Raw genomic sequence first — 24265 nt, 5'->3', positions numbered from 1 at the left:
GTCTCTTTACTAGGAGAATACGGATAAATGGAATAGCGTGAAAATCAAGAAATTTTTGTTTTTAAGCTCGGCATACAGCAGGAAATCTAGACATATATATTTGTAACCTAGTGGTGGCAAGGAGTGCACCATAACTTAGGTAGAGAAAAAGGGGGAGGGAAGCGGGATGAATATTTTACTTTGCTGTGCAGCGGGAATGTCTTCCAGTTTGATTGTTACAAAGATGGAGAAAGCAGCAGAGGCAAGAGGGATAGAAGTAACAATCTGGGCAGTATCAGGTTCTGAAGTGAATAGTCATATTGATAAAGCTGATGTCCTTTTACTTGGACCGCAAGTACGTTATTTATTACCGAAAATGAAAGAATTATGTAAGGATAAAGGGATACCTGTTGATGTCATTCAATCTGTTCATTACGGACTTTGTAATGGAGAAGCTATCTTGCAAGCAGCTTTGTTAATGAAACCATGAGGAGAGTGGGATAGATGATACGGTTTTTAGAGAAGTATGTGATGCCGGTAGCAGGGAAGGTTGCAGAGCAGAGGCATTTACAAGCAATTCGAGATGGAATTATTTTAACGATGCCTTTCTTAATTATTGGATCGTTTTTCCTCATTATTAGTGCACTGCCGATACCGGGATATAACGATTTTATGGCAGGTTTGTTTGGGGAGAATTGGCAGCGAGCTTTAGGGTATCCAGTTAGTGCAACTTTTAATATAATGGCTTTAATAGCTGTTTTTGGAATCGCTTACAGACTTGGAGAGTATTATAAAGTAGATGCTTTAGCATCCGGGGCATTGTCGCTTGTGACGTTTTTACTTGCGACTCCATTTCAAGTTGCATATATTATACCAAGTACAAAAGAAAGTGTACTTGTAGAAGGAGCTATCCCAGCTGCATTAATGGGAAGCCAAGGGTTATTTGTAGCAATGATTATTGCACTTATATCTACTGAACTTTATCGGTTTATTGTACAAAAAAAGATAATTATAAAGATGCCAGAGACAGTTCCACCAGCTGTCACGCGTTCATTTGCAGCACTTGTTCCAGGATTTATTGTTGTAACAGTTATTTGGATTTTACGCTTAATTATAGAAAATACTTCTTTTGGCAGTATCCATAATATTGTAGGACAAATTTTACAGGAACCGCTTAGTGTACTTGGTGCTAGTCTTTGGGGCGCAATAATAGCAGTTATTCTCGTTCATGTTCTTTGGTCTTGTGGAATTCATGGTGCTACTATTGTTGGTGGTGTAATGAGCCCCGTTTGGTTGTCGTTAATGGATCAAAACCGAGTTGCTTTTCAAGCTGGGCAAGATGTACCAAATACGATTACGGCACAGTTTTTTGACTTATGGATTTATATGGGCGGTTCTGGTGCAACGCTTGCTCTAGTTGTCGGAATGTTACTATTTGCGCGAAGTCAACAATTAAAAAGTTTAGGGAGATTGTCAATTGCACCTGGTATATTTAATATTAATGAGATGGTAACTTTTGGTATGCCAATTGTGATGAACCCACTTTTACTAATTCCATTTATATTAGTTCCAGTCGTGCTAACAATTGTTTCTTACTTTGCAATGGAATGGGGATGGGTTGCACGTCCGAGTGGGGCCGCTGTACCTTGGACGACACCTATTCTTTTTAGTGGATATTTAGGATCGGGCGGGAAAATTTCAGGTGTTATTTTGCAACTTGTTAACTTTGCGCTAGCATTCTTCATTTATTTACCGTTCTTAAAAATATGGGATAAACAAAAACTGGCGGAAGAAAAGGGGGAGTAAAGAACTACAATGGATACGATAGAGACGAAAGCTTTTCATTTAATCTTGCATGGGGGAAACGCGAGAAGTTGTTCAATGGAAGCAATTGATTGTGCGAAGCGTGGGGAGTTTACAGAAGCTGAAGCTAAATTACAAGAAGCACTAGAGGAATTAAAGGAGGCGCACCGCGTACAAACGGAGCTTATCCAGAAAGAGGCTGGTGGCGAAAAGACCGAAGTTACTCTTTTAATGGTACACGCGCAAGACCATTTAATGAATGCAATTACGGTGAAAGAATTAGCGAGTGAGTTTGTAGAGTTATATAGGAAGATGTCGGTGGATGAATGAACCTTGCTTATGCAAGGTTTTTTTATTTCACTAAATAGTGGGTTAAAATAATGAATTATTTTTCATTGAAAAAGTTTTTTTAGTGTTTTTTCATATTAAACACAACTAGACGACTAAACACTAATCTATTTTCATACAGTTATGTGTTAAAAGCGTGTTGTTTTATAACACACTGTGTGTTTTTTGAACGACACACTAATTGAAAGCGTTAACACACAAAGGAAATGCTCGAAAAAGCACTGATTTTAGTGGTTTTAAAAAGTTGGCACGCTAATTGCATTAATAAATAGCGTAAAGAAAAATAAATAAACATAAATTTTTTATACTACACAAGGGGGATTTTCAAATGAATATTTTATTATGTTGTTCAGCAGGGATGTCTACAAGTTTACTAGTTACAAAAATGGAAGCGGCTGCAAAAGCTCGCGGTCTAGAAGGAAAGATTTGGGCTGTATCTGGGGATGCAGTAAAAAACAATATCGACCAAGCAGATGTATTATTACTAGGACCACAAGTTCGTTATATGCTCTCTTCAATGAAAACGCTTGCTGACGAGAAAAACGTTGGAATCGACGTTATCAATCCAATGCACTACGGCATGATGAATGGAGAAGCAGTTTTAGATCACGCATTAACACTTAAAAAATAATTAGGGGGGAAGCGAAATGCAAAAGTTTATTGCATTTATGGAGAAATATATTGTTCCTGTCGCTGGTAAAATCGGATCGCAACGTCACTTAGCTGCGATCCGTGACGGATTTATTGCAGTTATGCCACTTATTTTAGTTGGTGCACTGGCATCACTAATTAATGGTTTTCCATCTGAAGTTTTCCAAGATTTCATGAAAGGTTTGTTTGGTGAAACGTGGAAACAAGTCGGCGGCGGAATGTGGACTGGTTCTTTCGCGATTCTAGCACTAATCATAGCATTTACAACAAGTTATAACTTAGCAAAATCTTACGGCGTTGATGGTTTGTCAGCAGGTATTATTTCATTTGGTGCGTTAATTATTCTTACACCAACAACACCGAAAGAAGGCGGATTGAACTTAGCTTGGACAGGTGCACAAGGGTTATTTGTAGCAATTATTGTGGCACTCCTTGTTACTGAAGTATTCCGTTTCTTTGTACAAAGAAACATTACTTTTAAAATGCCTGATGGAGTACCACCAGCAGTTTTAAGATCTTTCGCAGCTATAGTTCCAGCATTTGTTATCTTAACAGTAGTTGCAGGTATTCAATTAGCAGTGAAATTATCTGGTACAAGTGTTCATGAATTTATTTTTAATACGATTCAATCACCACTGCAAAGTTTAGCAGGGACATTACCAAGTGCAATTATCATTGTAATCCTTGTTCATCTTCTTTGGTTCTTCGGTTTACATGGGCCTAATATCGTTGGTGGTATTATTGAGCCATTATACTTACCGGCATTAGAGAAAAATATGAATTTATTCAAAGGTGGTACATCTGCATTTGATGTTCCAAATATTATTACAAAACCATTCTTTGATACTTTCGTATACCTTGGTGGTTCTGGTGCGACATTAGCATTCTTAGTAGTGGTATTACTCGTAGCAAAAAGTGCACAATTACGTGGTGTATCTCGCTTATCAATTGGACCTGGTGCATTTAACATTAACGAACCAGTAATATTTGGTACACCAATTATTTTAAATCCAATTTTATTCTTACCTTTTATCCTAACACCAATTGTATTAGTAATTACTTCTTATACAGCTATATCTATGGGGTGGGTACCAAAAACAGTTGTGATGATTCCATGGGCAACACCACCAATTATTAGTGGTTATCTTGTAACAGGTGGACATATTTCTGGTGCAATTCTACAGTTATTCAACTTTGTAATTGCAATGGTAATTTATTATCCATTCGTTGTGTTATGTGACCGTTCAGTTGTTCGTACTGAAAAAGCAGCAGCGCAAGGTAATAGTAATTCTTTACCTATGTAATATAGTAATTGTTCTCATAGACAACGATACCTGTGAGAACAATTACCTTTATATCATGTTCAAAAAGATGAAAAACATCTATATGAACACTAAACTATCATTAATAAATTCATACTTTAATAGACATGTTCAAACTGAAGGGGTATTTAAATCGGTTGAACCTTATAGAGAGGGCGGTAATTATGATGACTACAGCAGAACAAATTCCATTCCAATTGATTTTAAATAGTGGTAACGCACGAAGCTTTGCGATGGAGGCACTTCAATTTGCCAAACAGGGGAAAATGGTAGAAGCAGATGAAGCGATGGTAAAGGCAAAAGAAGCGATTAATGAAGCGCATCATTTCCAAACAGAGCTCATACAATCAGAAGCAAGAGGAGAAAAAACAGAGGTTAGTGTTCTTTTAATTCACGCACAAGATCATTTAATGAATGCGATTACAGTGAAAGAATTAGCAGCAGAGTTTATCGATCTTTATAAAAAGCTTGAAGCGAAAGGGGAATAAAGCATGACTGGAATTAAAATTGCTACAATCGGCGGTGGATCTAGTTATACACCAGAGTTAATTGAAGGATTTATTAAGCGTTATGATGAGCTTCCTGTTCGTGAAATTTGGTTAGTAGATATTGAGGCAGGAAAAGAAAAGTTAGAAATCGTTGGTAACTTAGCAAAACGTATGGTGAAAAAATCAGGTTTACCAATCGAGGTACATTTAACACTTGATCGCCGTGAGGCATTAAAAGATGCTGACTTCGTAACAACACAACTTCGCGTTGGTTTATTAGAAGCACGTGCAAAAGATGAAGCAATCCCGTTAAAATATGATGTAATCGGTCAGGAAACAAATGGTCCTGGTGGTCTATTCAAAGCGTTGAGAACGATTCCTGTTATTTTAGATATTTGTAAAGATATGGAGGAGCTCTGTCCGAATGCATGGTTAATTAACTTTGCAAATCCAGCTGGTATGGTAACAGAGGCTGTCCTTCGTTATACAAATATTCAAAGAGTAGTTGGTCTATGTAACGTTCCAATCGGAATCCGCATGGGTCTTGCAAGATTACTTGAAGTAGATGCAAGTCGTGTCCACGTTGATTTCGCAGGTTTAAATCATATGGTATACGGACTAGATGTATACTTAGATGGCGTAAGTGTAATGGATCGTGTGTTAGAGCTTGTGACAGATCCAGAAAAGCAAATTACGATGGAAAATATCGCAGCGCTTAACTGGGAACCAGACTTTATTCGCGGCCTTCGTGCAATTCCATGTCCATACCATCGTTACTACTACAAAACACGTGAAATGTTAGAAGAAGAGAAAGAGGCTTCTGTTGAAAAAGGTACACGTGCAGAAGTAGTAAAACAATTAGAAAATGATTTATTTGAGTTATATAAAGACCCGAACTTAGATATTAAACCACCACAATTAGAAAAACGTGGCGGAGCTTATTATAGTGATGCAGCATGTAGCTTAATTACGTCTATTTACAATAATAAAGGTGATATCCAGCCTGTTAATACACGAAACAACGGAACAATTGCAAGCTTGCCACATGATTCAGCTGTTGAAGTGAACTGTATTATTACGAAAGAAGGTCCAAAACCAATTGCAGTTGGAGACCTTCCAGTACCAGTTCGCGGTTTAGTACAACAAATTAAATCATTCGAGCGCACAACAATTGAAGCTGCTGTTACAGGGGATTATCATAAGGCGCTGCTTGCTATGACAATCAATCCACTTGTACCATCAGATACAGTTGCAAAACAAATTTTAGATGAAATGTTGGAAGCACATAAAGAATATCTTCCACAGTTCTTTAAAAAGGTAGAGAAGTAAAAGCGGCGCTATTTAGCCCGCTTTTTTTATTCTATTAGGAGGTATTATGATGATTAAGTTAATTGTAAATGCAGATGATTTCGGTCTTACAGAAGGTACAAATTACGGCATTATTGATGGGCATATAAATGGACTTGTAAATTCAACGACGATGATGATGAATATGCCAGGAACAGAGCATGCGGTACGCTTAGCGAAAGAGTATAACCTACTCGGAGTAGGCGTACATCTCGTATTAACAGCAGGGGAACCACTTCTTGGAGACGTACCATCACTTGTAGGTAGCGACGGATCGTTTCATAAACAAAGTGTTGTAAGGGAAGGGAATATAAATCCAGAAGAAGTTGAGAGAGAGTGGACTGCTCAAATTGAGAAATTCCTATCTTACGGATTAACACCAACTCATTTAGATAGTCATCATCATGTACACGGATTACCGATCTTACACGATGTTCTTGAGAGATTAGCAGCTAAATATAATGTTCCAATTCGTCGTTGTGGGGAAGATAGAGCGGTGCATCCATTTTCTGATGTATTTTACAGTGACTTTTATGCGGATGGTGTGACGGAAGATTACTTTGTGAAGTTAAAAGAAAGAGTACAAGGTGAACAAACGGTAGAAATTATGGTTCATCCAGCCTATATTGATCCAGAGCTTGTGAAGCGTTCTTCTTACGTAATGGATCGTGTGAAGGAATTGCGTATTTTAACAGAGAGCGAATTACCAGAAGGAATAGAGCTTGTGAAGTTTTAATAGAAAAACGACGGCTACATCATGCCGTCGTTTTTTATTTATAAAATGGATAGAGCATATCCGCCAAATGCCCCGAGTATAACGATAACCCAAGGTGGTGTTTTCCAAAAAGCTAGTAAGCAAAAAAGAAGCGAAGCGAAAACGAAATCTGAAGCATTCATAACTGTACTCGTCCAAATGGGATCGTAAAAAGCGGCAATTAAAATACCGACAACAGCGGCATTGACTCCAAGTAGTGCGCCTTGTATGAATGATATTTTTCTCACGCTGTTCCAAAATGGTAAAACACCAATAACGAGTAAGAAAGCAGGGAGGAAAATCGCAATTGTTGCGAGTATTGCCCCAATCGTCCCGTTTAACACTGCTCCTATATACGAGGCGAATGTAAATAGTGGTCCTGGTACTGCTTGTGTTAATCCGTATCCAGCTAGGAACTGTTCTTTCGTCATCATGCCGTTTTGTACGAACTCACCTTCAAGAAGGGGCAGCACGACGTGTCCTCCTCCAAATACAAGTGCGCCAGAGCGATAGAAACTATCAAATAAAGCGATGTAATAAGAGAACGGTCTTAATATTGGTAGCAGTAGTAAGAGTCCAAAGAATAAGACGAGACAAGAAACTGCTATCTTTTTTGAAATAGGTACTTTTATATGTTGAGATTGGCTAATTGGTTGGTTGCGATATAAAAACCAGCTGATAAAGCCACATATTATAATGAGGATCACTTGCGTCCAGCTACTTGGCCATAATAAGGCGATTGCGGCAGTTACAATCGCAATCGTCGCACGGTTGCGATCTGGAGTTAACTTTTGCGCCATTCCCCATATGGCGTGAGCGACAATAGCGACTGCTACAAGTTTTAGTCCATGAATCCAGCCAGCACTCCCAAGATCGAACTGATTAAGGAATGAGGCGAAGAAAACTAAAACAAGGACAGACGGTAAAGTGAATCCAATCCATGAAATAATAGCTCCTAAAAGCCCGCCCCGTAATAATCCAACACCCATACCGACTTGGCTGCTGGCAGGGCCAGGAAGGAATTGACACAGTGCTACTAAGTCTCCATAACTTTTTTCATCCATCCATTTTCTTTTTTGCACGTATTCGTGGTGGAAATAACCAAGATGAGCGACAGGACCGCCGAATGAAGTAAGTCCTAATTTAAATGAGACGAGAAAAATCTCTAATAATGTGTGAAAGGTGTGTTTGTTTTTTTTCAAAATAACCTCCTAGAATGTTTTTGCTATGTGCATTATACAAGAAGTGGTAAAGCAAAAGGAACAAATCTAATGTAAAGATTTTGTGAATCTTTTCTTTGTAATTAAAATTGAAAAAGTCATAAATGATTATGTCTAAACCATAAAGTAGTAGAAGTAGTGCTGGGAAATTTATATAAGGAGAATGCCTTATGACAACACATTTCTTTGCCAGGTTAACAGGTAAGAGGGAAGTGCCTCCTGTAAATACAGAAGCTTTTGGGGTAGCAGAGTTTATTTTTAGTGATGATTTAACGAAATTGCATTACAGAGTAATACTAAAAAATATAGAAAAGGTTACATCGTGTCAAATTCATTTAGGGAAGTCTACTCAAATTGGTCCTGTTGTTTTATATTTGTATGGTCCACTGGAGCAAGGGATTAGCTTGAACGAGGGAAGTATTACTGGTGTAGTGAATGTGGAGGATTTTGAGGGACCTTTACAAGGGAAATCATTTGTACATTTACTTCAAGAAATTATTCAAGCAAATGTATATGTTAATGTCCATACGAAATCACAAAAAAGAGGAGAAATAAGAGGGCGAGTTAGAAAAGTAAAGAAATAGAGGAAAAGGCTGTCCATATGTTGGAACAGCCTTTTCTCATTATATAAGGTGCTAGTTTTAGCAATTATTGTCGGTAAATCGATATATTTTGAAAATCGCTGATATAATCTGAGTTGCGCCGATATATTTCAATAATCGCTGATATAACTCACGTTACGGTCGATATTTTTAAAAATTGCCTCAATTAATTTTTAACAGGCTGATTTTTAATAAAGAAGTCCATAACATAAAATACTTCGTCATCAGGTATTTGTATTTCAAATGTGTTTTCAATTGGTTGCAATGCTTTTTTTACTTTCATATACATCCAGTACTCATCTTGTCTTCTTTTCTCTTTATCAGGGTGAGGAAGAAGGCTTTCTCCTTTTTGAAGACGGTCAACCATACAGCTCATATGCAGAATAACACCCATTAAGCTATCAGGAGTTAGCTGTAAGGAAATTAATTCCTGAATTGTATTTAATGCGTAACGAATTGTTTTGATTAGTAATGCTCCATCGTTACGCTGCATTTGTTGTTCAAGAATATCCGCCATTTTTGCATATGTTTCTTCATACGTAATTAATTCTTGAATGGGCTGAATCGCTGTGTAGTTTACGATGTCTTGGAAATGATATGTTAAGCATGGTACTTGCACATCGAAATTCGTGACGATACAAATGATGTTACGCTCTTTTTTTATGTTCTCAATCATTTTCGTTAAATCTTTTTCATGGACGATACTAATCGGAATAATTTCAATTAAGTCTTTATCAAATCGTAAATAGTTCTCTAACATTTTTTGAATAGCTAAAGCACTTCCTTCACCAGTTAAGCAAGCTGTTAAAATAACAGATTTCATTGGAGAGAGAGGTTTTTTCTTTTCTTCTTGTACGTTTAAGTAAAATGGTGTTAAATTTTTTACTGTTTCATACAGCGCATCTAATGAATAACCGAGCTGAGCTTTTCGAGCTGCTTCTAGTGCGTGTGGTGTGCTCGTCATCGAGAGAACACGTACAGGGATTTTGAACTCCGTTTCTAATATGTCACCGATATAAGCAAGTGACCCCATATCGACAAGTAAGAGAAGCCCATTTACATTTTGTAGTGTTTTCATATACACTTTCACACGTTCCAAGAAATCTTTCGGTGATTCGTGTAACGGCATATCAATACCGGTTACTTCCTCAATGCCGAGAAGTTCGTTTGCGACGTTTGCCATTTCAGTTGCGATGCCATTACCGTGTGCTAATATTAATACTTTTACTTCTGTTTGTGAGGCAGGAATTGGATCAACAACGAAGAACATTGTTAAAAAGCCAGCTTCATCAATAGGCATTGTTATTTGTAATTCTTCCTCCAGTAGTTGAATGCATTGCATAGCTACGGAAAAAGCTTCTTTATATTTCGTACGAATTTGATTTAATTGTGGGTGATGTATTTGTTTTCCGCTTTGTAAACGTTGTAGAGTTGTCTGTACATGTAAACTTAAAGCGAGAAATACTTTTTCATCAAACGTCTTAGATAAATGCTTTTCAGCAAGTTCCGCTATTTTTTCACATACGGAAACGATATTACGATCCACAATTTTAAAAACATTTTCATGGCTTGTTTTTTTTGATATTTGGTTAAAATATTGTACGAAAAAGCTTTGAACATCATTTTCTATTAGTAATTCTAATTCTTCCTCTTCAATACCACGTGCTTGAAGTTCTTCGTATTTATAATCAATATAATCGTAAATAGAAGAGCGTTTTTCATCTTCTGTTTTATGATTACTCCAACCTTCCTCACCTGTAAATACAAATGTTTCATTTGGTATTTGGTATAAGTGACGGCTCTTCCTTTCAATGAACAATCCTTCTTTCATATACCAAGGTAAATCTGTACTTGAAACATAGACAGAATCACGTTTCTTTGTGACCAAATCAGAATAGGCTTTCGCACAGGCAATTTGAACATCTGTTTTTAATTGACCAATGTTATTGGGACAATTGTAAAAGACGAAAGCACGCATTGCATTTGGGCTAACGTGAATGTCTTTTCGCAGACGAATTGCTTCATTTGTGAAAAATAGCTGTAGTAAAGCAAAGCGCTCTTTATGTGTACGCTCACGAAGTGGTGGCAGCGTAACAGTCATCGGTATACGTCTTGTAAATGTTTTTAATAAAAATGAATTTGGTTCTTCTGTTGTTGCAGTAATGATTAATACTTGTGCTTTACGTTCGTTCTCTGTTTCTCCAAGGCGGCGGTATACTCCGCGGTCAATAAAGGTGAAAAGCATTTCTTGTCCCTCTGGAGGCAGGCGATGTACTTCATCTAAGAAAAGAATTCCTTCATGTGCTTTTTCAATTAACCCTTTTTGATCACTTGCTCCTGTATAAGCGCCTTTTTTAATCCCAAATAATTGCCCGAGTAGTAACTGTGGATTATTTGCATAATCAGCACAGTTAAAGACGATAAATGGTGCATCTTTGGGAAGCTGTTCAACTTCAATTGCATATTCGTGCATTAAAGAAGCAAACATAGACTTTCCGACCCCTGTTTCTCCCAGTAGTAAAGTATGCATACCGTTTGGAGGATAGAGAATAGAAGCTTTCGCTTTTTCAATTGCAATTTTAAGGCTCGTATTTTCAATTGCAAATGTATCTAATGAAGTTATGTCTTTTGAATGCGTTTCCAACGAAGTGTTCGTTTCTATGTAAAAACGAACAGGTCGCGTATTTGTTTTTAATAAACGTTTATCTTTTACAAGTTTGTTTAAATCGCTACTTACATTGGCGCGATCTAGTTGCAGAAATGTAGCGAGTTCTGATGCGGTAACACCTTCTGTATAATTGCCTTTTTGTATTGCGTTAAAAATGAGATCTATTCGTTTCATTTCTATTCACCTCGAAACTTCATCACTATTTAAAATTTTACACAAAAATGGGAAGGGTGGGAAGAGAAAAATAAAACAGCTTTAGCACATAGGCACTAAAGCTGTTACAATCTTGTGTCTTTCCAAAAATTCACCTTGAGATGAGAAGAAGGATTATAGGGAAGAAGTTTGTATCCTTGTGACTGTAAATAATCAATTACTTTTGGCAGTATTTGTACGGTTACACTCGAATCATGCATTAAAATGACTTCGATTTGTTCATCACTTTGATTACGTACTCTTTCGAGTATGGCAGAAGGATTGTCATAGCTTTTCCAGTCGTATGTATCGATCGTCCAATCCCACATTTTATACTGGGCCGATACAAGTGCGTCACGGTAATTCTTTTTTAAGTAAGGCATACTACCATATGGAACGCGAACGAGATGTGTATTTAATTTCGTAACTTGCTGGACAATGCTTTGTGTTTGCTCCATTTCTGCAATTAAAGTGGAAGGGTCACCAGTGTAAAGGCGTTTTACATCATGTGACATGCTGTGGAGCCCGATATAATGACCTTCTTTAATTAATCGTTGCATCGTTTTTGTGTAATGTGGCACTTTTCCGCCAATAACAAAGAAAGTTGCTTTTCCGTTCTTTTCTTTTAAGATGTTTAAAATCTGTGTAGTATATTTGTTTGGCCCGTCATCAAATGTTAAGTACGCAATTTTTTGTGTAGGAGAAGTTGTTTCAGTATTTGGATGATATTCAGCAGGAATAACAGTTGTTGCTTCAGTATTAGATGATACGTACATAGTAATCGTTAAAAATAAAATAATACATTGAAATACTCGCTTGATCATAACATTCACCCTCAGTTTGACAATCAAGATGTAAAAAAGAAAACTTGATACTTTTCTTATTATGTATATCTTTCTCCAATAGAGGAACTCTCAAACAATCTATATTTTGGAAATATAAAATGAGAATAAAAAATAGCATCCTCTTATAAGAAAGAGGATGCTATTTGAATATTTCATAATTGAAAAGGCTATACTACAATTAGTCTTCGCGTTTTTTCACTTTTTTATAAAAGGAAATGATTGGTTTGTAGCGTTCATGTACAAGCCCGATTATTTCAGCGATGATTTCTGTGAAGAAAATCAAAGCGAAAAGAAGAATAATGGATAACCATAACGTTGCACTAGTGAAAATAATGGCATTTACACTAAAGAAAATACCGAATGCGTATATAATTAGTACCGTTTTGCGATGAGAGAATCCCATTGCAAGTAAGCGGTGATGTAAATGCGATTTATCTGGTGCTGAAATAGGTTTTTTATTTACGATACGACGGATGATTGCAAATATCGTATCAAATATAGGTACACCTAAAATGATAATTGGAACGATAAAACTGAATAACGTTACACTTTTGTATAATCCAAGTAACGATATAACAGAAATACAGTATCCTAAAAATAGTGCTCCTGTATCTCCCATGAAAATTTTTGCTGGATGGAAGTTGTAGAATAAAAATCCAATTGTACTTGCTAATATAATTAATGCAAGTGGCAAGATAATAGCTGTTCCAGTACCCCATGGGCTAGTGAAGGCCATATATGCTAGCGTTGCAAGTACGATAGATGAAATCCCAGCAGATAATCCATCTAAGCCGTCAATTAAGTTGATTGCATTCGTAATACCTACAAGCCAAAATACTGTAATTGGATAAGCAAGCCATCCAAGTTCAGTATCCCCAAGGAATGGGATATATAATACTTGCACTAATAATCCACTTTTTACAATCATAATGGCAACTAACAGTTGTCCACCGAATTTTACTCTCGCAGATAACTCGTACATATCATCTAAAATTCCGATGATTACAATGATAATCGCACCTAGCGTTATCGATAACATTCTTTGTTCATATAAGCCGCCGACAACAAATCCTACAGCTACACCAATAAATATTGCCAACCCGCCAAGACGTGGCATAATCTTTTGGTGCACTTTACGTGCGTTTGGCTTATCTGTCGCTCCTATTTTAAAAGCTAATTTAATAACTAAAGGAGTAACGACGAGTACAGTGATGAATGATGCCAAAATGGCATAAATCACTTGTGAGTCCATTAATACCCCACCCTTTATAGTCTAACGTAATTTTTTTTTGAAAATATATTTATCTGAAAATTATGATGTTTATTTACAGGCTCATAACATATGGTATCACAAAAAGATTAGAATTCAATCTTTTTTTCTTTTTACGGTTAATGGAAGCGGATAGAATATATGACAATTGTATATAGAATGTTGAATCATATAAGAAGGTTAATCGTACTGGGCTTTGGAATGTAACATTTCCTCTTTTTCTTCAATAGTGAATACTTTTATTTCAGTATTATAAGTGTTGCACGTAGAAATGAGTAAGTTTCGTGTTAAAATGTGGGAATTTATCACGCGTGACCTGGCAGTCTGATTCTCACTGATTAAGTTTTACTTTATAGTGCATTTAATTTTACAAAAACTTAAAAAAAAGTAAGGGAAGTAATTCATATAATGAAGAAGGAAAAGGGTTTTCTCATTTTTAATATGAGAGGGGGAAGCGCAGGGAGAGTTCTATATTTCATATCTTTTCTATTGTAAATTCCTGTGCGAAAAGGAAATGAAAATTACGATAGTAGGTACTGGATATGTTGGATTGATTACAGGAGTAGGATTGGCAAAATTAGGGCATTCAGTTACATGTTTTGATATAGATGATGAAAAAATTGAACGGATAAAACAAGGGGATTTACCTATTTATGAGGCCAGATTACATGAATTAATAAATTATGCATATGAGAATAATGCTTTAACTTTTACATCAAATAAAGAAGAGGCATTTGATGATGTAGAGTTTATATTTATTGCAGTTGGAACACCACCTTTATTAGATGGGACGGCAGATTTAACGTATATTCAGAGTGCTTGCAACGATATTGGATTATATGCGACGAACGATATTATTGTTGTTACGAAAAGTACAGTTCCAGTAGGTACAAATGATGTAATGAAGGGATGGATTGAGGAGAAGTTAAAAGGGAGGCATACAGTACATATCGTATCGAATCCAGAGTTTTTGCGTGAAGGTTCAGGTATTTATGATTTCTTTCATGGAGATCGTATTGTAATTGGAGCGGATAGTGAAGAAGTAGCAAGAAGAGTAGAGAGTTTGTATAGTGAATTATGTTTAGAAACGTATGTTACAGATATTAAAAGTGCAGAGATGATTAAATACGCGTCGAATGCCTTTTTAGCTACAAAGATTAGTTTCATTAATGAAATTTCAAATATATGTGAGAAGGTAGGTGCGAATGTATTGGATGTTGCCAAAGGGATGGGAATGGATAAGAGAATCGGTGCATCTTTTTTAAATGCGGGCATTGGCTACGGAGGATCGTGTTTTCCGAAAGATACGAAAGCGCTGGTGCAAATTGCGGGAAATGTTGCTCATGATTTTCGTTTGTTAAAAGCAGTTATTGAAGTAAATAATAAGCAACAGCTGCTATTGATTGAAAAAGCGAAAAAAGTTATGAACATGAATAAAAAGCGAATTGCAGTTCTTGGCGCATCCTTTAAACCGAATACGGATGATATTAGAGAGGCATCATCTCTTATTATAATAGAAGCATTAATTAATATAGGTGCAGATATTGTTCTTTATGACCCAAAAGCAATTCAATATGTAAAGAATATATTTGGAGATGCTATACAATATAGTAGATGTATAGATGAATCGATTAGAGATGCGAGTGCGGTTTTTATCGTAACAGAATGGGGAGATATTCAAACTTATCCGTTAGAAAAGTACGTACAACTTATGAGGGAGCCTATTTTATTTGATGGGAGAAATTGTTATACTGATGAAGATGTTAAGAAACAAAAGATAGATTATTACTCGGTGGGAAGAAAAAGTATTTGTAATAGAAAAGTTTCTGTTATGCGTTAAAAAGGGATGTACTCATGCATATTTTTATATGTCATAATAGAAGCTGTAATTAGTGAAAGAAAAGAGGCAATCACATGACTGAACGTTTAAAAGTAATGACAATTTTCGGGACACGTCCAGAAGCAATTAAAATGGCACCTCTTGTATTAGAGTTGCAAAAACACCCAGAAAAAATTGAATCGATTGTGACTGTAACAGCACAACATCGCCAAATGTTAGATCAAGTATTAAGTATCTTTGGAATTACGCCAGATTTCGATTTAAATATTATGAAAGACCGCCAAACTTTAATTGATGTTACAACGCGTGGTTTAGAAGGTTTGGATAAAGTAATGAAAGAAGCGAAGCCGGATATTGTACTTGTACATGGTGATACAACAACAACATTTATTGCAAGTTTAGCTGCTTTTTATAATCAAATTCCAGTAGGGCATGTTGAGGCGGGCCTTCGTACATGGGATAAGTATTCTCCATACCCAGAAGAGATGAATCGTCAATTAACAGGTGTAATGGCGGATCTTCATTTCTCACCGACAGCAAAATCAGCAACGAACTTACAGAAGGAAAATAAAGATGAGTCACGTATTTTCATCACAGGAAACACAGCGATTGACGCGCTACAAACGACTGTAAAAGAAACATATAGTCATCCTGTACTAGAGAAACTTGGAAATGATCGTCTTGTACTTATGACAGCTCACCGCCGTGAAAACTTAGGTGAACCGATGCGTAATATGTTCCGTGCAATTAAGCGTCTTGTTGACAAACATGAAGATGTACAAGTTGTGTACCCTGTTCATATGAACCCTGTTGTTCGTGAAATAGCAAATGAAATTTTAGGTGAACATAACCGTATTCATTTAATTGAGCCGCTAGATGTAATTGATTTCCACAATGTTGCAGCTCGTTCATACTTAATGTTAACGGATTCTGGTGGTGTACAAGAAGAAGCTCCATCACTTGGTGTACCAGTTCTTGTTCTTCGTGATACAACAGAGCGCCCTGAAGGTATTGAAGCAGGTACGCTGAAATTAGCAGGAACAGACGAAGAGACAATCTTCGGCCTTGCTGATGAGTTGTTATCAGATAAAGAAGCTCATGATAAGATGGCGAAAGCATCTAACCCTTACGGTGATGGTCGTGCATCAGAGCGCATTGTAGAAGCAATTTTACAACACTTTAATAAGTAAATAAAAAGGGCCCAATCGCATAGATTGGGCCTTTTTGTTACGGCTGATTACGCATAATCCACTCTGCATGAGCATTTGTAGAAGGTGGCGGATCAGTTGGTGTTTTATTTTGTTTTGTTTCTTTTTTTGTTTGTTCGTTAGAATTAGAACTTGAATTTGAATTTGAATTTGAATTTGAATTTGAATTTGAATTTGAATTTGAATTTGAATCAGGATTTGAGTTGTTTTTTGTAGTTGGGTTTTTTGCTTTTTCTCCTAATTCTTTTTCAATTTCGTTACGCACCGTTTCTACACTGATTGGATCTGGAAGGAAGTAATAAATACCGCCTATCTTTTTGTCTTCGCCTTCAAGCTTTAACGTTTGCATTGTAGAAGGATCAAATCCAGAAAGTTTATTGTAAAGAGCAAGTCCGTCTGAAATAGGAATGTCGGTTTTTATATATTTTCCAACGACAGCTGTTAAATCTTTAATTTTAAATACAGTAGAGGTGGAGTTTAGCTTTTGGGCAACAGCGGCCAGTAATTGTCTTTGTCTAGCAGCTCGACCATAATCGCCATTTGGATCTTGCTTTCGCATACGGACATAAGCAAGTGCTTCTTCACCGTTTAAGTTTTGCTGTCCTTGCTTAAATTGAATTTTTTTGTAGTAATCCACGTCAGAGCGCTCCCAGAAATCGAAGGGTACGTCAACGGTAACGCCGCCAACAGCATCAACGATACCTTTAAAGCCTTGGAAATCAATTTTCAGATAATGGTCTACAGGAACTTTTAGAAAGCCTTCGACAGTTTTGATTGCCATTTCTTCTCCGCCGTAAGCATGGGCAGCGTTAATTTTGTCTTCCTTATTTTTGCCAACAATTTTAACTCGAGAATCACGAGGAATACTCATAAGTGAAATCTTTTGCGTTTTTGGATTGACTGTTGCGAACATTAATGAGTCTGTACGACCATTTTGACCATCTGTCGCATAATCTTCTATACCCATAATGAGAATTGTAAAAGGTTCCTTTGTAATTTCTACATCTTTGTTTCTTAAATCTGATTTTTCACGAGTAAAACCACTATACATCCCCATAAGAGAAGAGTAAGAATTTAACACATAAACTCCTATGCTGCCAAATAAAAATGCGAAAATAAGGAAGAAGAAAAGTTTCCTTCTTCGCTTCTTTTTTATTCTGCTATTTTGGAGATGATAATAACGTTCTTCCATATATAATCTCCTTAGTTCGTTAGTTCGTTAGTTCATTTGTAGGGAAGTAATTCACTACATTAATCTTTGAAGGTGATAAATGGGTTATGCTTAGATAACATCTTGTTCTAAGTACAACATATTTCCTTCTGTAATTGTACATTTCCCGTTTGTTAATTCAATCATCCAATCTGTAAATGCTTGTTTGCCGTCTTCTTCTACATACGTATCAAATGTGACATTTTCTAGATAATGTATATCTTTAATGGCATATTTTGAATTGCGTAATTCATTTTCCACTTTGCCAAGTAATGTGTAATCAATCTCGGTTTGCATCACACGCATTAGTTTTCGCTGGACAACACCGACATGATTAATGCCTTCGCTTGTACACTTTCCATATGCACGAATTAATCCACCTGCGCCAAGTTTAATGCCACCAAAATAGCGTGTTACGACAACAACGGTATCTTTTAGTCCACGTTTTTTAAGTACCTCTAGCATTGGTACGCCAGCTGTACCGCTAGGCTCGCCGTCATCATTTGCTTTTTGAATATGATCTTGTTCGCCAATTAAATAAGCGGAACAATTATGTGTTGCATTCCAATGTTGTTTTTTTATTTTTTGTATAAATTCTTGAGCCTCTTCCTCAGTCGTTGCTCGGCTAATATAACAAATAAATCTTGATTTTTGAATGACGATTTCGTGTTCGCCGTAGTCTTTGATTGTAAAATATTGTAATAGCACTTGTGTACGCCCCTATCTATCAAAATGACTAGTACTTTCCATTTTAAAAGCGAGCCTTTTTATATTCAAACATTTTTTCTAAATATGCTGAAGTTTTTGGTGAGTATTTTATCTTTTTGTTGTAATTTGTCGAGATGGTAGGTATAATTTCAACCGGCATTTTCATGTATGGATGCACCATTTGTAGTTTTCGTGTAAAATTAGGAAATAAAACTTTTTATAAGGCAGGTACGAAAATGAAAATAGCTATTGTTACTGATAGTACGGCATATATACCGAAGCAAATTCGTGATGAACTCAATATATATATGATTCCATTAAACGTTGTGTTTGGAACAGAATCTTATCAAGAAGAAGCTGAAATTTCAGCAGATGATTTTTATGTGAAAGTACGTGAACAAGAGGAACTTCCAAAAACTTCTCAACCAGCAATCGGAAAGTTTGTTGAGCTATATGAAGAACTAGCTAAAGATTATGATGCAGTTATTAGTATTCACCTATCAAGTGGAATTAGTGGTACATATCAAACATCAACGACAGCTGGACAGATGGTAGAGGGTATTGATGTATACACGTATGACTCTGAAATTAGTTGTGAAGTACAAGGATTTTATGTGCGTGAAGGTGCAAAGTTAGCAAGTGAAGGAAAGAACCCGAAAGAGATTATCGCTCGTTTTGATGAAATGAAGAAAACGATGGACGCCTATTTTGTAGTTGATGATTTACATCATTTACAGCGTGGTGGTCGATTGAATAGCGCGCAAGCTTTCATCGGCAGTCTGTTACAAGTGAAGCCAGTTTTATATTTTAGAGATAAAATCATTATTCCGTTTGAAAAGATTCGTACACGTAAAAAAGCATTAAAACGTATCATTGAAATTTTTGATGAGCAAGCAAGTAAAGGTGTACCTATGGAAGCAGTTATCATTCATGCGCAACGTGAAGAAGAAGCGAATGAATGGAAGAAAGAATTAGAAGCAAAATATCCTCACGTCACAATTCGTACAGGTTATTTTGGAGCTGTAATTGGTACGCACTTAGGTGAAGGTGCATTAGGTCTTGGATGGTATACGAAGTAATAAAGATATAAAAGCTCTCTTTTTAAGAGGGTTTTTTTACGGGTATGTTACGTTTAGTTGACAAGTTAATATTTGGAAATGGTAAAATGTACGTAAAATAAAATAATGAGGAAAGTTTTATAACTTACTTTTTACAAGAAACTATATTATAATAGAAGAGAGGTGAAACATATGGAGCATAATTCTTGTTTATGTCCAAAGTTTGAGTCAGCTTTTACTCTGCTTAGTAAGAAGTGGACTGGCTTAATTATTAAATCTTTGCTTGAAGAGTCGAAACGTTTTAGAGAAATCGCAGATATTATCCCAAATATGAGCGATCGTATGTTGTCAGAGCGTTTGAAGGAATTGGAAAGCGAGGGCATTGTAGTTCGTAATGTCTATCCAGAAGTACCAGTTCGAATCGAGTATGGCTTAACTGACAAGGGAAAAGCGTTAGAAAGTGTTATGGATGAGGTCCAAAATTGGGCTGAGAAATGGATGAAGTAGCATTTCATCTGTATTCGTATATTTAATAAAACGTAAGGAATTCCTTACGTTTTTTCTTTGTTTATAGAAGTGAGAAAAGTATATAAATTTCTACACATACATACAAAAATATACGCATTTTGCGCTAGAGCTACATATAATATTACATTTGTTTTACAAAAACGTAACATTAGCAAAAAAAATCCCGAATTATGGTATAAATTTTATAGGTTATATACGGAAAAAGAAAAAAGAAAGCGGTGTAAAAAATAAAATGAAAAAGCTAAAAATGGCATCTTGTGCATTAGTTGCAGGATTAATGTTTTCTGGGCTAACACCAAATGTATTTGCAGAAGATAAAATTTCTGATGTGAAATCACAAATTAACACGCAAAATGACACTTTACATAAACAACAACAAGAACGTGATGAATTACAAAAACAAATGAATGACTTAAACAAAACAATTCAAGGTTTAGATAAATCTGTTCAAGAGAATGCTGCAAAGCTTGATGAAACAATGAAAAAAGTTGCTGATACTGAGCAATTAATTGAAAAGAAAAATAAAGATATTGCAGAATTACAAACAAAGATTGCAAAACGTGAAGAGTTATTAAGAAAGCGTTTAGTTGCACTTCAAGAACAACCAAATACGAACGTTGTAACAGAAGTTCTTGTAAACTCTAAAAACGTTGCAGATTTAGTTGATCGTTTAACTTCTGTTTCTAAAATTCTTGAGTCTGATGAAGATATCATGAAAACACAACAAGAAGACCAAGCTAGTGTGAAAAAAGATGTTGCAACGGTAAAAGAAAAACAAAAAGAATTAAAAGAAGCACAAGCTCAAATTGAAACTGCTAAGAAAGAACTTGACGCTGAAAAAGAGAAAAAAGCAACAGCGGTAAACGATTTAAGCGGTAAAATGGATACAGTTGTAACTTCAATGACAAGTACGGAAGGTCAATTGAAAGAGCTTGAGAAACAAGCATTACAATTACAACGCATTGCCGAAGAAGAAGCACAAGCAAAAGCTGCACAAGAAGCTGCTGCTCAAAAACAAGCAGAGCAAGCTGCTAAAGCTGCGCAAGCTCAACCAGCACAAGCACCTGCAGAGCAAGCTGCACCAGCAAACAATGGTGGACAAGCTCAAAAAGAAGAGCCTAAAAAAGAAGAACCTAAAAAGGAAGAGCCTAAGAAAGAAGAGCCTAAAAAAGAAGCACCTAAACAAGAAGAGAAAAAACCAGCTCCAAATGTGGGTGGCGTAATTGGTAAAGCGCAAAGCTACTTAGGTTTACCATATGTTTGGGGAAGTGCATCTCCATCAAATGGTGGTTTTGACTGTAGTGGATTCATTTCTTACATCTTTGGTGTAGGTCGTCAAGACGTTAGGGGTTACTGGAACTCAGTTTCTAAAGTAGATAGCCCACAACCAGGAGACTTAGTATTCTTCCAAGGTACTTATAAAGCAGGTCCATCTCACATCGGTATTTACGTTGGTAATGGCCAAATGATCCATGCTAGCGATAAAGGAATTGCGTACGGTGATATTAACAGTTCGTATAACAAAAAACATTTCTTAGGATACGGTCGATTCTAGGATTTATAAAAGAATAAAAAACGTGTATAAAGTCGATAGCTTACTATTTTATAAGTAGGTTATCGGCTTTTTTAAGTTTTTACGAGATGATGAGAAAGGTTTATAGTAGTGCTAAATTGTGGAGAAAACATACTGGGACATGCAGTTTGGATCTTGTCTAAAATCGTAAAAAATACCACCTGATTGGCAGGGGAATCAATTGGAATTTCAATTGTGACATCTGAGAATTTTGGAGCTAACGGGGATGGCGGAATAGAAGGTAGCTTGAATACTGTCAAATGATTTTTACTAAAGGGTGATCCAAAAGAAGTGTTAAATTTTTATAAATACTTAACTATACATGTTGTTTAGAATGTGTGTATGGACAGTGTTATTCCTATTAAAACATAAAATTCAATCGAAAATATATCGTTTCTAACATTAATTCCTAATGAAGAAAAAAATAAATAGATGTAGCAATGTCGTATGAGTTCCTAAGTTTCATAATTTCTCCTTTAAAACTAGTAGTGTTAGTTCTAAGACTTAATCTATATATTATTATATAAAGTTTCTAACTCTGAAAGACTCTACCTTAGTATCGAATTATTTTTTAAACGGTGATATTTATAATAGTAGTTGTTTCTGAGAAAAATTAAGTGAACAAGATGTTCTGTTTCTTTCTGTAATAATATGTTACTATACGATTTATATATGGGGGAGTAATAGGGGTTATGTTTTCTAAGATAAAATTATTTATGAAATCGAAGTTAAGGAGGGAAGTCCCTACTGAATTTTTAATTAGTAAAGGGTTAAGGGTGGGGGAAAATTTTAAAAGGTTGGATCATTGTATTATAGACTATTCTCATTGTTGGCTAATTACCATTGGAGATAATGTTACATTTGCTCCTAGAGTACATATATTGGTGCATGATGCTAGTACAAAAACACATTTGAATTACACAAAATAAGTCTTGTAAGAATAGGGAATAATGTATTTATTGGCGCGAAAACAACCGTTCTTCCGAATGTGAAAATAGGAAATAATGTAGTAATTGGGGCTGGAAGTATAGTGACTAATGATATACCTGATAATTCATTAGCTGTTGGAAATCCAGCTCGTGTTATAGGAAGTACTGACGATTATTTAAAAAAAGAAAAAGATAAAATGAAAAGTAGAATGTTGTTTGATGAAAGTTGGACCGAAAGAGGTAATATATCTGAAGAAAAGAAAGAAGAGATGATTGAAAAACTAAAAGATGGAACAGGTTATGTAATTTAAACCATTAAATATAGAAAAAATTATTTTTAATAAAATATGGATTTTCAGAACGAAAAGAGTGGTTCTAATCTACTCTTTTTTATTTTCTGATATATTTTTTTGGAATTTACAATTAAAACGTAGTATGGAAACAAGAAGGGAGAAATATGAAATTCGTAAAAAAATTTAATTTGGGATTGAAAAGTAATTTTACATTAATAGTTTTATTATTTTTAGTTTTTAGCATAGTCGGATGTAACAAGGTAAAGGATGAAACACCTCTTCGTAAATATGCGTCCGATCATTCAGTGTTAATTGGAACGGCGATTAATACTTCTGCCTTTATGGAAGATGAAGAATATAAAAAAGTTGTAAAAAGAGAATTTAATGTAGTTACTTTAGAAAATGAGTTAAAATTCAAAAGTATACACCCTGAAATAGATAGATACGATTTTTCAAAATCTAATCGTCTAATAGATTTCGCTCTAGAAAATAACCAAAAGGTAAGAGGGCACACTTTAGTGTGGGGTAACACTCTCCCTGATTGGGTAACAAAAGGAGATTTTTCAAGGGAGCAACTCAAAGGAATCTTAAAAAAACATATTCAAACGGTGGTTGGTCAATATAAAGGGAAAGTGTATGCATGGGATGTTGTAAATGAAGCATTTAATGATGATGGAACACTGCGAGATAACTTTTTACTAAGGAAAATAGGACCAGAATATATCGAGTTATCATATCGATGGGCACATGAAGCAGATCCATCTGCTCTATTATTTTACAATGATGATAGAAATGATGAGTTGAATAAGAAATCTGATGCTATATATAATGTTTTTAAAGACTTTAAGCAGCGTAATGTGCCAATACATGGTATAGGATTCCAAATGCATAAGAGTATTGATAAGCCAATTAAGTATGAAGAGATTTCTAATAATATAAGACGATTAGCTAAAGTCGGTTTAAAAGTGGAAATAACTGAAATGGATGTTCAAGTTCAAAATAGTACTGGATCATTAGAGAAAACCTTAGAAAAACAAGCAGATATGTATAAGGATACCTTGAATGTCTGTCTTTCAAATGAAAATTGCAGTACGTTTGTAATGTGGGGTTTTACAGATAAATATACTTGGGTTCCTGAATATACAGGAAAAGATGATAAACCGCTTATTTTCGATGAAAATTACAATCCGAAACCAGCATATAAGGCAATTCAAGGTATGCTTTTGAAAAAATAGGTGATCTTTGAATAAAATATGACTTTTATAGATTAAGAGTAGTATGTAGCAATTTTTTTCTTTTTGTTTTGAAATGGAAAGTGTAAGGAAAATAAGCTGGAAAAATCAAAGATTCAAAACATGGAAATACACCTTGTAACTGTTAGGTATAAAATAATTATATTAGAAATGCTACACATTATATTGAAGATATG

At 35.6% G+C, this 24265-nt stretch carries 22 protein-coding genes and 1 pseudogene; 17 read left to right on the top strand and 6 right to left on the bottom strand.

All coding sequences use genetic code 11. The features are described from left to right. Positions 1-166 precede the first annotated feature (166 nt). The 8 genes from ACTFRY_RS21330 (at position 167) to chbG (ending at position 6674) form a co-directional block, all read left to right on the top strand. Positions 167-469: a PTS sugar transporter subunit IIB gene (locus tag ACTFRY_RS21330; RefSeq protein ID WP_001023554.1), complete on the top strand. Its 303-nt coding sequence runs from the start codon at positions 167-169 to the stop codon at positions 467-469. A gap of 14 nt (positions 470-483) precedes the next feature. After that, positions 484-1785, top strand: a complete 1302-nt coding sequence (gene celB / locus ACTFRY_RS21325; RefSeq protein ID WP_000617782.1) for a PTS cellobiose transporter subunit IIC — start codon at positions 484-486, stop codon at positions 1783-1785. 9 nt (positions 1786-1794) lie between these two features. Beyond that, the gene (locus tag ACTFRY_RS21320) at positions 1795-2112 is read left to right on the top strand and encodes a PTS lactose/cellobiose transporter subunit IIA (RefSeq protein ID WP_000379645.1); all 318 of its coding nucleotides are present in this window, start codon (positions 1795-1797) and stop codon (positions 2110-2112) included. 346 nt (positions 2113-2458) lie between these two features. After that, on the top strand, positions 2459-2761 hold the full coding sequence (locus ACTFRY_RS21315) for a PTS sugar transporter subunit IIB (protein ID WP_001023563.1): 303 nt from the start codon (positions 2459-2461) through the stop codon (positions 2759-2761). A gap of 16 nt (positions 2762-2777) precedes the next feature. Next, positions 2778-4085: a PTS cellobiose transporter subunit IIC gene (gene celB / locus ACTFRY_RS21310; RefSeq protein ID WP_001168837.1), complete on the top strand. Its 1308-nt coding sequence runs from the start codon at positions 2778-2780 to the stop codon at positions 4083-4085. A 182-nt stretch (positions 4086-4267) separates the two neighbouring features. Further along, entirely contained in the window at positions 4268-4591 is a 324-nt protein-coding gene (locus tag ACTFRY_RS21305) for a PTS lactose/cellobiose transporter subunit IIA (RefSeq protein ID WP_000989059.1), read from the top strand. Positions 4592-4594: 3 nt separating this feature from the next. After that, positions 4595-5920: a 6-phospho-beta-glucosidase gene (celF, locus tag ACTFRY_RS21300; RefSeq protein ID WP_000145763.1), complete on the top strand. Its 1326-nt coding sequence runs from the start codon at positions 4595-4597 to the stop codon at positions 5918-5920. Between the two features lie 49 nt (positions 5921-5969). Further along, a complete protein-coding gene (gene chbG / locus ACTFRY_RS21295; RefSeq protein ID WP_000593488.1) occupies positions 5970-6674 on the top strand; it encodes a chitin disaccharide deacetylase in 705 nt (234 codons plus the stop codon). 38 nt (positions 6675-6712) lie between these two features. On the opposite strand, the gene ACTFRY_RS21290 is transcribed toward chbG, so the two are convergent. Continuing rightward, the gene (locus ACTFRY_RS21290) at positions 6713-7894 is read right to left on the bottom strand and encodes a chromate transporter (protein ID WP_016118902.1); all 1182 of its coding nucleotides are present in this window, start codon (positions 7892-7894) and stop codon (positions 6713-6715) included. 188 nt (positions 7895-8082) lie between these two features. Between ACTFRY_RS21290 and exsM the strand changes: the two genes are divergently transcribed. Then, entirely contained in the window at positions 8083-8496 is a 414-nt protein-coding gene (gene exsM / locus ACTFRY_RS21285) for an exosporium regulatory protein ExsM (RefSeq protein ID WP_000207046.1), read from the top strand. A 184-nt stretch (positions 8497-8680) separates the two neighbouring features. Here the strand turns inward: exsM and ACTFRY_RS21280 are convergent, their stop codons facing one another. The 3 genes from ACTFRY_RS21280 to ACTFRY_RS21270 form a co-directional block, all read right to left on the bottom strand. Continuing rightward, positions 8681-11356, bottom strand: coding sequence for a PRD domain-containing protein (locus tag ACTFRY_RS21280; protein WP_000820967.1), 2676 nt, complete (start codon positions 11354-11356; stop codon positions 8681-8683). A gap of 104 nt (positions 11357-11460) precedes the next feature. Next, complete coding sequence (locus ACTFRY_RS21275; protein WP_016118900.1) at positions 11461-12198, bottom strand: polysaccharide deacetylase family protein; 738 nt, start codon at positions 12196-12198, stop codon at positions 11461-11463. 199 nt (positions 12199-12397) lie between these two features. Then, positions 12398-13471, bottom strand: a complete 1074-nt coding sequence (locus tag ACTFRY_RS21270) for a glycosyltransferase family 4 protein (protein WP_000378319.1) — start codon at positions 13469-13471, stop codon at positions 12398-12400. Between the two features lie 532 nt (positions 13472-14003). Between ACTFRY_RS21270 and ACTFRY_RS21265 the strand changes: the two genes are divergently transcribed. Further along, positions 14004-15329, top strand: coding sequence for a UDP-glucose dehydrogenase family protein (locus tag ACTFRY_RS21265; RefSeq protein WP_000704918.1), 1326 nt, complete (start codon positions 14004-14006; stop codon positions 15327-15329). Positions 15330-15403: 74 nt separating this feature from the next. After that, on the top strand, positions 15404-16519 hold the full coding sequence (gene wecB, locus ACTFRY_RS21260) for a non-hydrolyzing UDP-N-acetylglucosamine 2-epimerase (RefSeq protein WP_000140145.1): 1116 nt from the start codon (positions 15404-15406) through the stop codon (positions 16517-16519). A 37-nt stretch (positions 16520-16556) separates the two neighbouring features. On the opposite strand, the gene ACTFRY_RS21255 is transcribed toward wecB, so the two are convergent. Continuing rightward, positions 16557-17729, bottom strand: coding sequence for an LCP family protein (locus ACTFRY_RS21255; RefSeq protein WP_440032420.1), 1173 nt, complete (start codon positions 17727-17729; stop codon positions 16557-16559). Positions 17730-17819: 90 nt separating this feature from the next. After that, complete coding sequence (locus ACTFRY_RS21250; RefSeq protein ID WP_098616231.1) at positions 17820-18455, bottom strand: YigZ family protein; 636 nt, start codon at positions 18453-18455, stop codon at positions 17820-17822. 236 nt (positions 18456-18691) lie between these two features. Here ACTFRY_RS21250 and ACTFRY_RS21245 point away from each other — a divergent pair, with 236 nt between their 5' ends. The 6 genes and pseudogenes from ACTFRY_RS21245 (at position 18692) to ACTFRY_RS21220 (ending at position 24071) form a co-directional block, all read left to right on the top strand. After that, positions 18692-19534 (top strand): DegV family protein, encoded by an 843-nt coding sequence (locus tag ACTFRY_RS21245; protein WP_000684725.1) that lies wholly within the window; start codon positions 18692-18694, stop codon positions 19532-19534. Between the two features lie 171 nt (positions 19535-19705). Then, a complete protein-coding gene (locus ACTFRY_RS21240; protein ID WP_000400857.1) occupies positions 19706-20020 on the top strand; it encodes a winged helix-turn-helix transcriptional regulator in 315 nt (104 codons plus the stop codon). 148 nt (positions 20021-20168) lie between these two features. Beyond that, a complete protein-coding gene (locus ACTFRY_RS21235; RefSeq protein ID WP_141541450.1) occupies positions 20169-21596 on the top strand; it encodes a C40 family peptidase in 1428 nt (475 codons plus the stop codon). Between the two features lie 943 nt (positions 21597-22539). Continuing rightward, positions 22540-22605 (top strand): annotated as a pseudogene (locus tag ACTFRY_RS21230) (hypothetical protein); the annotation flags it as partial. A 39-nt stretch (positions 22606-22644) separates the two neighbouring features. Continuing rightward, on the top strand, positions 22645-22854 hold the full coding sequence (locus ACTFRY_RS21225) for a hypothetical protein (RefSeq protein WP_269769369.1): 210 nt from the start codon (positions 22645-22647) through the stop codon (positions 22852-22854). Between the two features lie 146 nt (positions 22855-23000). Beyond that, a complete protein-coding gene (locus ACTFRY_RS21220) occupies positions 23001-24071 on the top strand; it encodes an endo-1,4-beta-xylanase (protein WP_061139627.1) in 1071 nt (356 codons plus the stop codon). Positions 24072-24265: the final 194 nt, after the last annotated feature.

The organism is Bacillus cereus group sp. MYBK195-1 (assembly GCF_051916605.1).
Classification (GTDB): Bacteria; Bacillota; Bacilli; order Bacillales; family Bacillaceae_G; genus Bacillus_A; species Bacillus_A cereus.
This window is presented reverse-complemented; position numbering and strand designations above follow the sequence as displayed.

What these genes read in the sequence shown, in the direction of transcription:
- ACTFRY_RS21330 (WP_001023554.1), top strand. Translation starts at nt 167, where the DNA reads ATGAATATTTTACTTTGCTGTGCAGCGGGAATGTCTTCCAGTTTGATT.
- celB (WP_000617782.1), top strand. Translation starts at nt 484, where the DNA reads ATGATACGGTTTTTAGAGAAGTATGTGATGCCGGTAGCAGGGAAGGTT.
- ACTFRY_RS21320 (WP_000379645.1), top strand. Translation starts at nt 1,795, where the DNA reads ATGGATACGATAGAGACGAAAGCTTTTCATTTAATCTTGCATGGGGGA.
- ACTFRY_RS21315 (WP_001023563.1), top strand. Translation starts at nt 2,459, where the DNA reads ATGAATATTTTATTATGTTGTTCAGCAGGGATGTCTACAAGTTTACTA.
- celB (WP_001168837.1), top strand. Translation starts at nt 2,778, where the DNA reads ATGCAAAAGTTTATTGCATTTATGGAGAAATATATTGTTCCTGTCGCT.
- ACTFRY_RS21305 (WP_000989059.1), top strand. Translation starts at nt 4,268, where the DNA reads ATGATGACTACAGCAGAACAAATTCCATTCCAATTGATTTTAAATAGT.
- celF (WP_000145763.1), top strand. Translation starts at nt 4,595, where the DNA reads ATGACTGGAATTAAAATTGCTACAATCGGCGGTGGATCTAGTTATACA.
- chbG (WP_000593488.1), top strand. Translation starts at nt 5,970, where the DNA reads ATGATTAAGTTAATTGTAAATGCAGATGATTTCGGTCTTACAGAAGGT.
- exsM (WP_000207046.1), top strand. Translation starts at nt 8,083, where the DNA reads ATGACAACACATTTCTTTGCCAGGTTAACAGGTAAGAGGGAAGTGCCT.
- ACTFRY_RS21280 (WP_000820967.1), bottom strand. Translation starts at nt 11,356, where the DNA reads ATGAAACGAATAGATCTCATTTTTAACGCAATACAAAAAGGCAATTAT.
- ACTFRY_RS21275 (WP_016118900.1), bottom strand. Translation starts at nt 12,198, where the DNA reads ATGATCAAGCGAGTATTTCAATGTATTATTTTATTTTTAACGATTACT.
- ACTFRY_RS21270 (WP_000378319.1), bottom strand. Translation starts at nt 13,471, where the DNA reads ATGGACTCACAAGTGATTTATGCCATTTTGGCATCATTCATCACTGTA.
- ACTFRY_RS21265 (WP_000704918.1), top strand. Translation starts at nt 14,004, where the DNA reads ATGAAAATTACGATAGTAGGTACTGGATATGTTGGATTGATTACAGGA.
- wecB (WP_000140145.1), top strand. Translation starts at nt 15,404, where the DNA reads ATGACTGAACGTTTAAAAGTAATGACAATTTTCGGGACACGTCCAGAA.
- ACTFRY_RS21255 (WP_440032420.1), bottom strand. Translation starts at nt 17,729, where the DNA reads ATGGAAGAACGTTATTATCATCTCCAAAATAGCAGAATAAAAAAGAAG.
- ACTFRY_RS21245 (WP_000684725.1), top strand. Translation starts at nt 18,692, where the DNA reads ATGAAAATAGCTATTGTTACTGATAGTACGGCATATATACCGAAGCAA.
- ACTFRY_RS21240 (WP_000400857.1), top strand. Translation starts at nt 19,706, where the DNA reads ATGGAGCATAATTCTTGTTTATGTCCAAAGTTTGAGTCAGCTTTTACT.
- ACTFRY_RS21220 (WP_061139627.1), top strand. Translation starts at nt 23,001, where the DNA reads ATGAAATTCGTAAAAAAATTTAATTTGGGATTGAAAAGTAATTTTACA.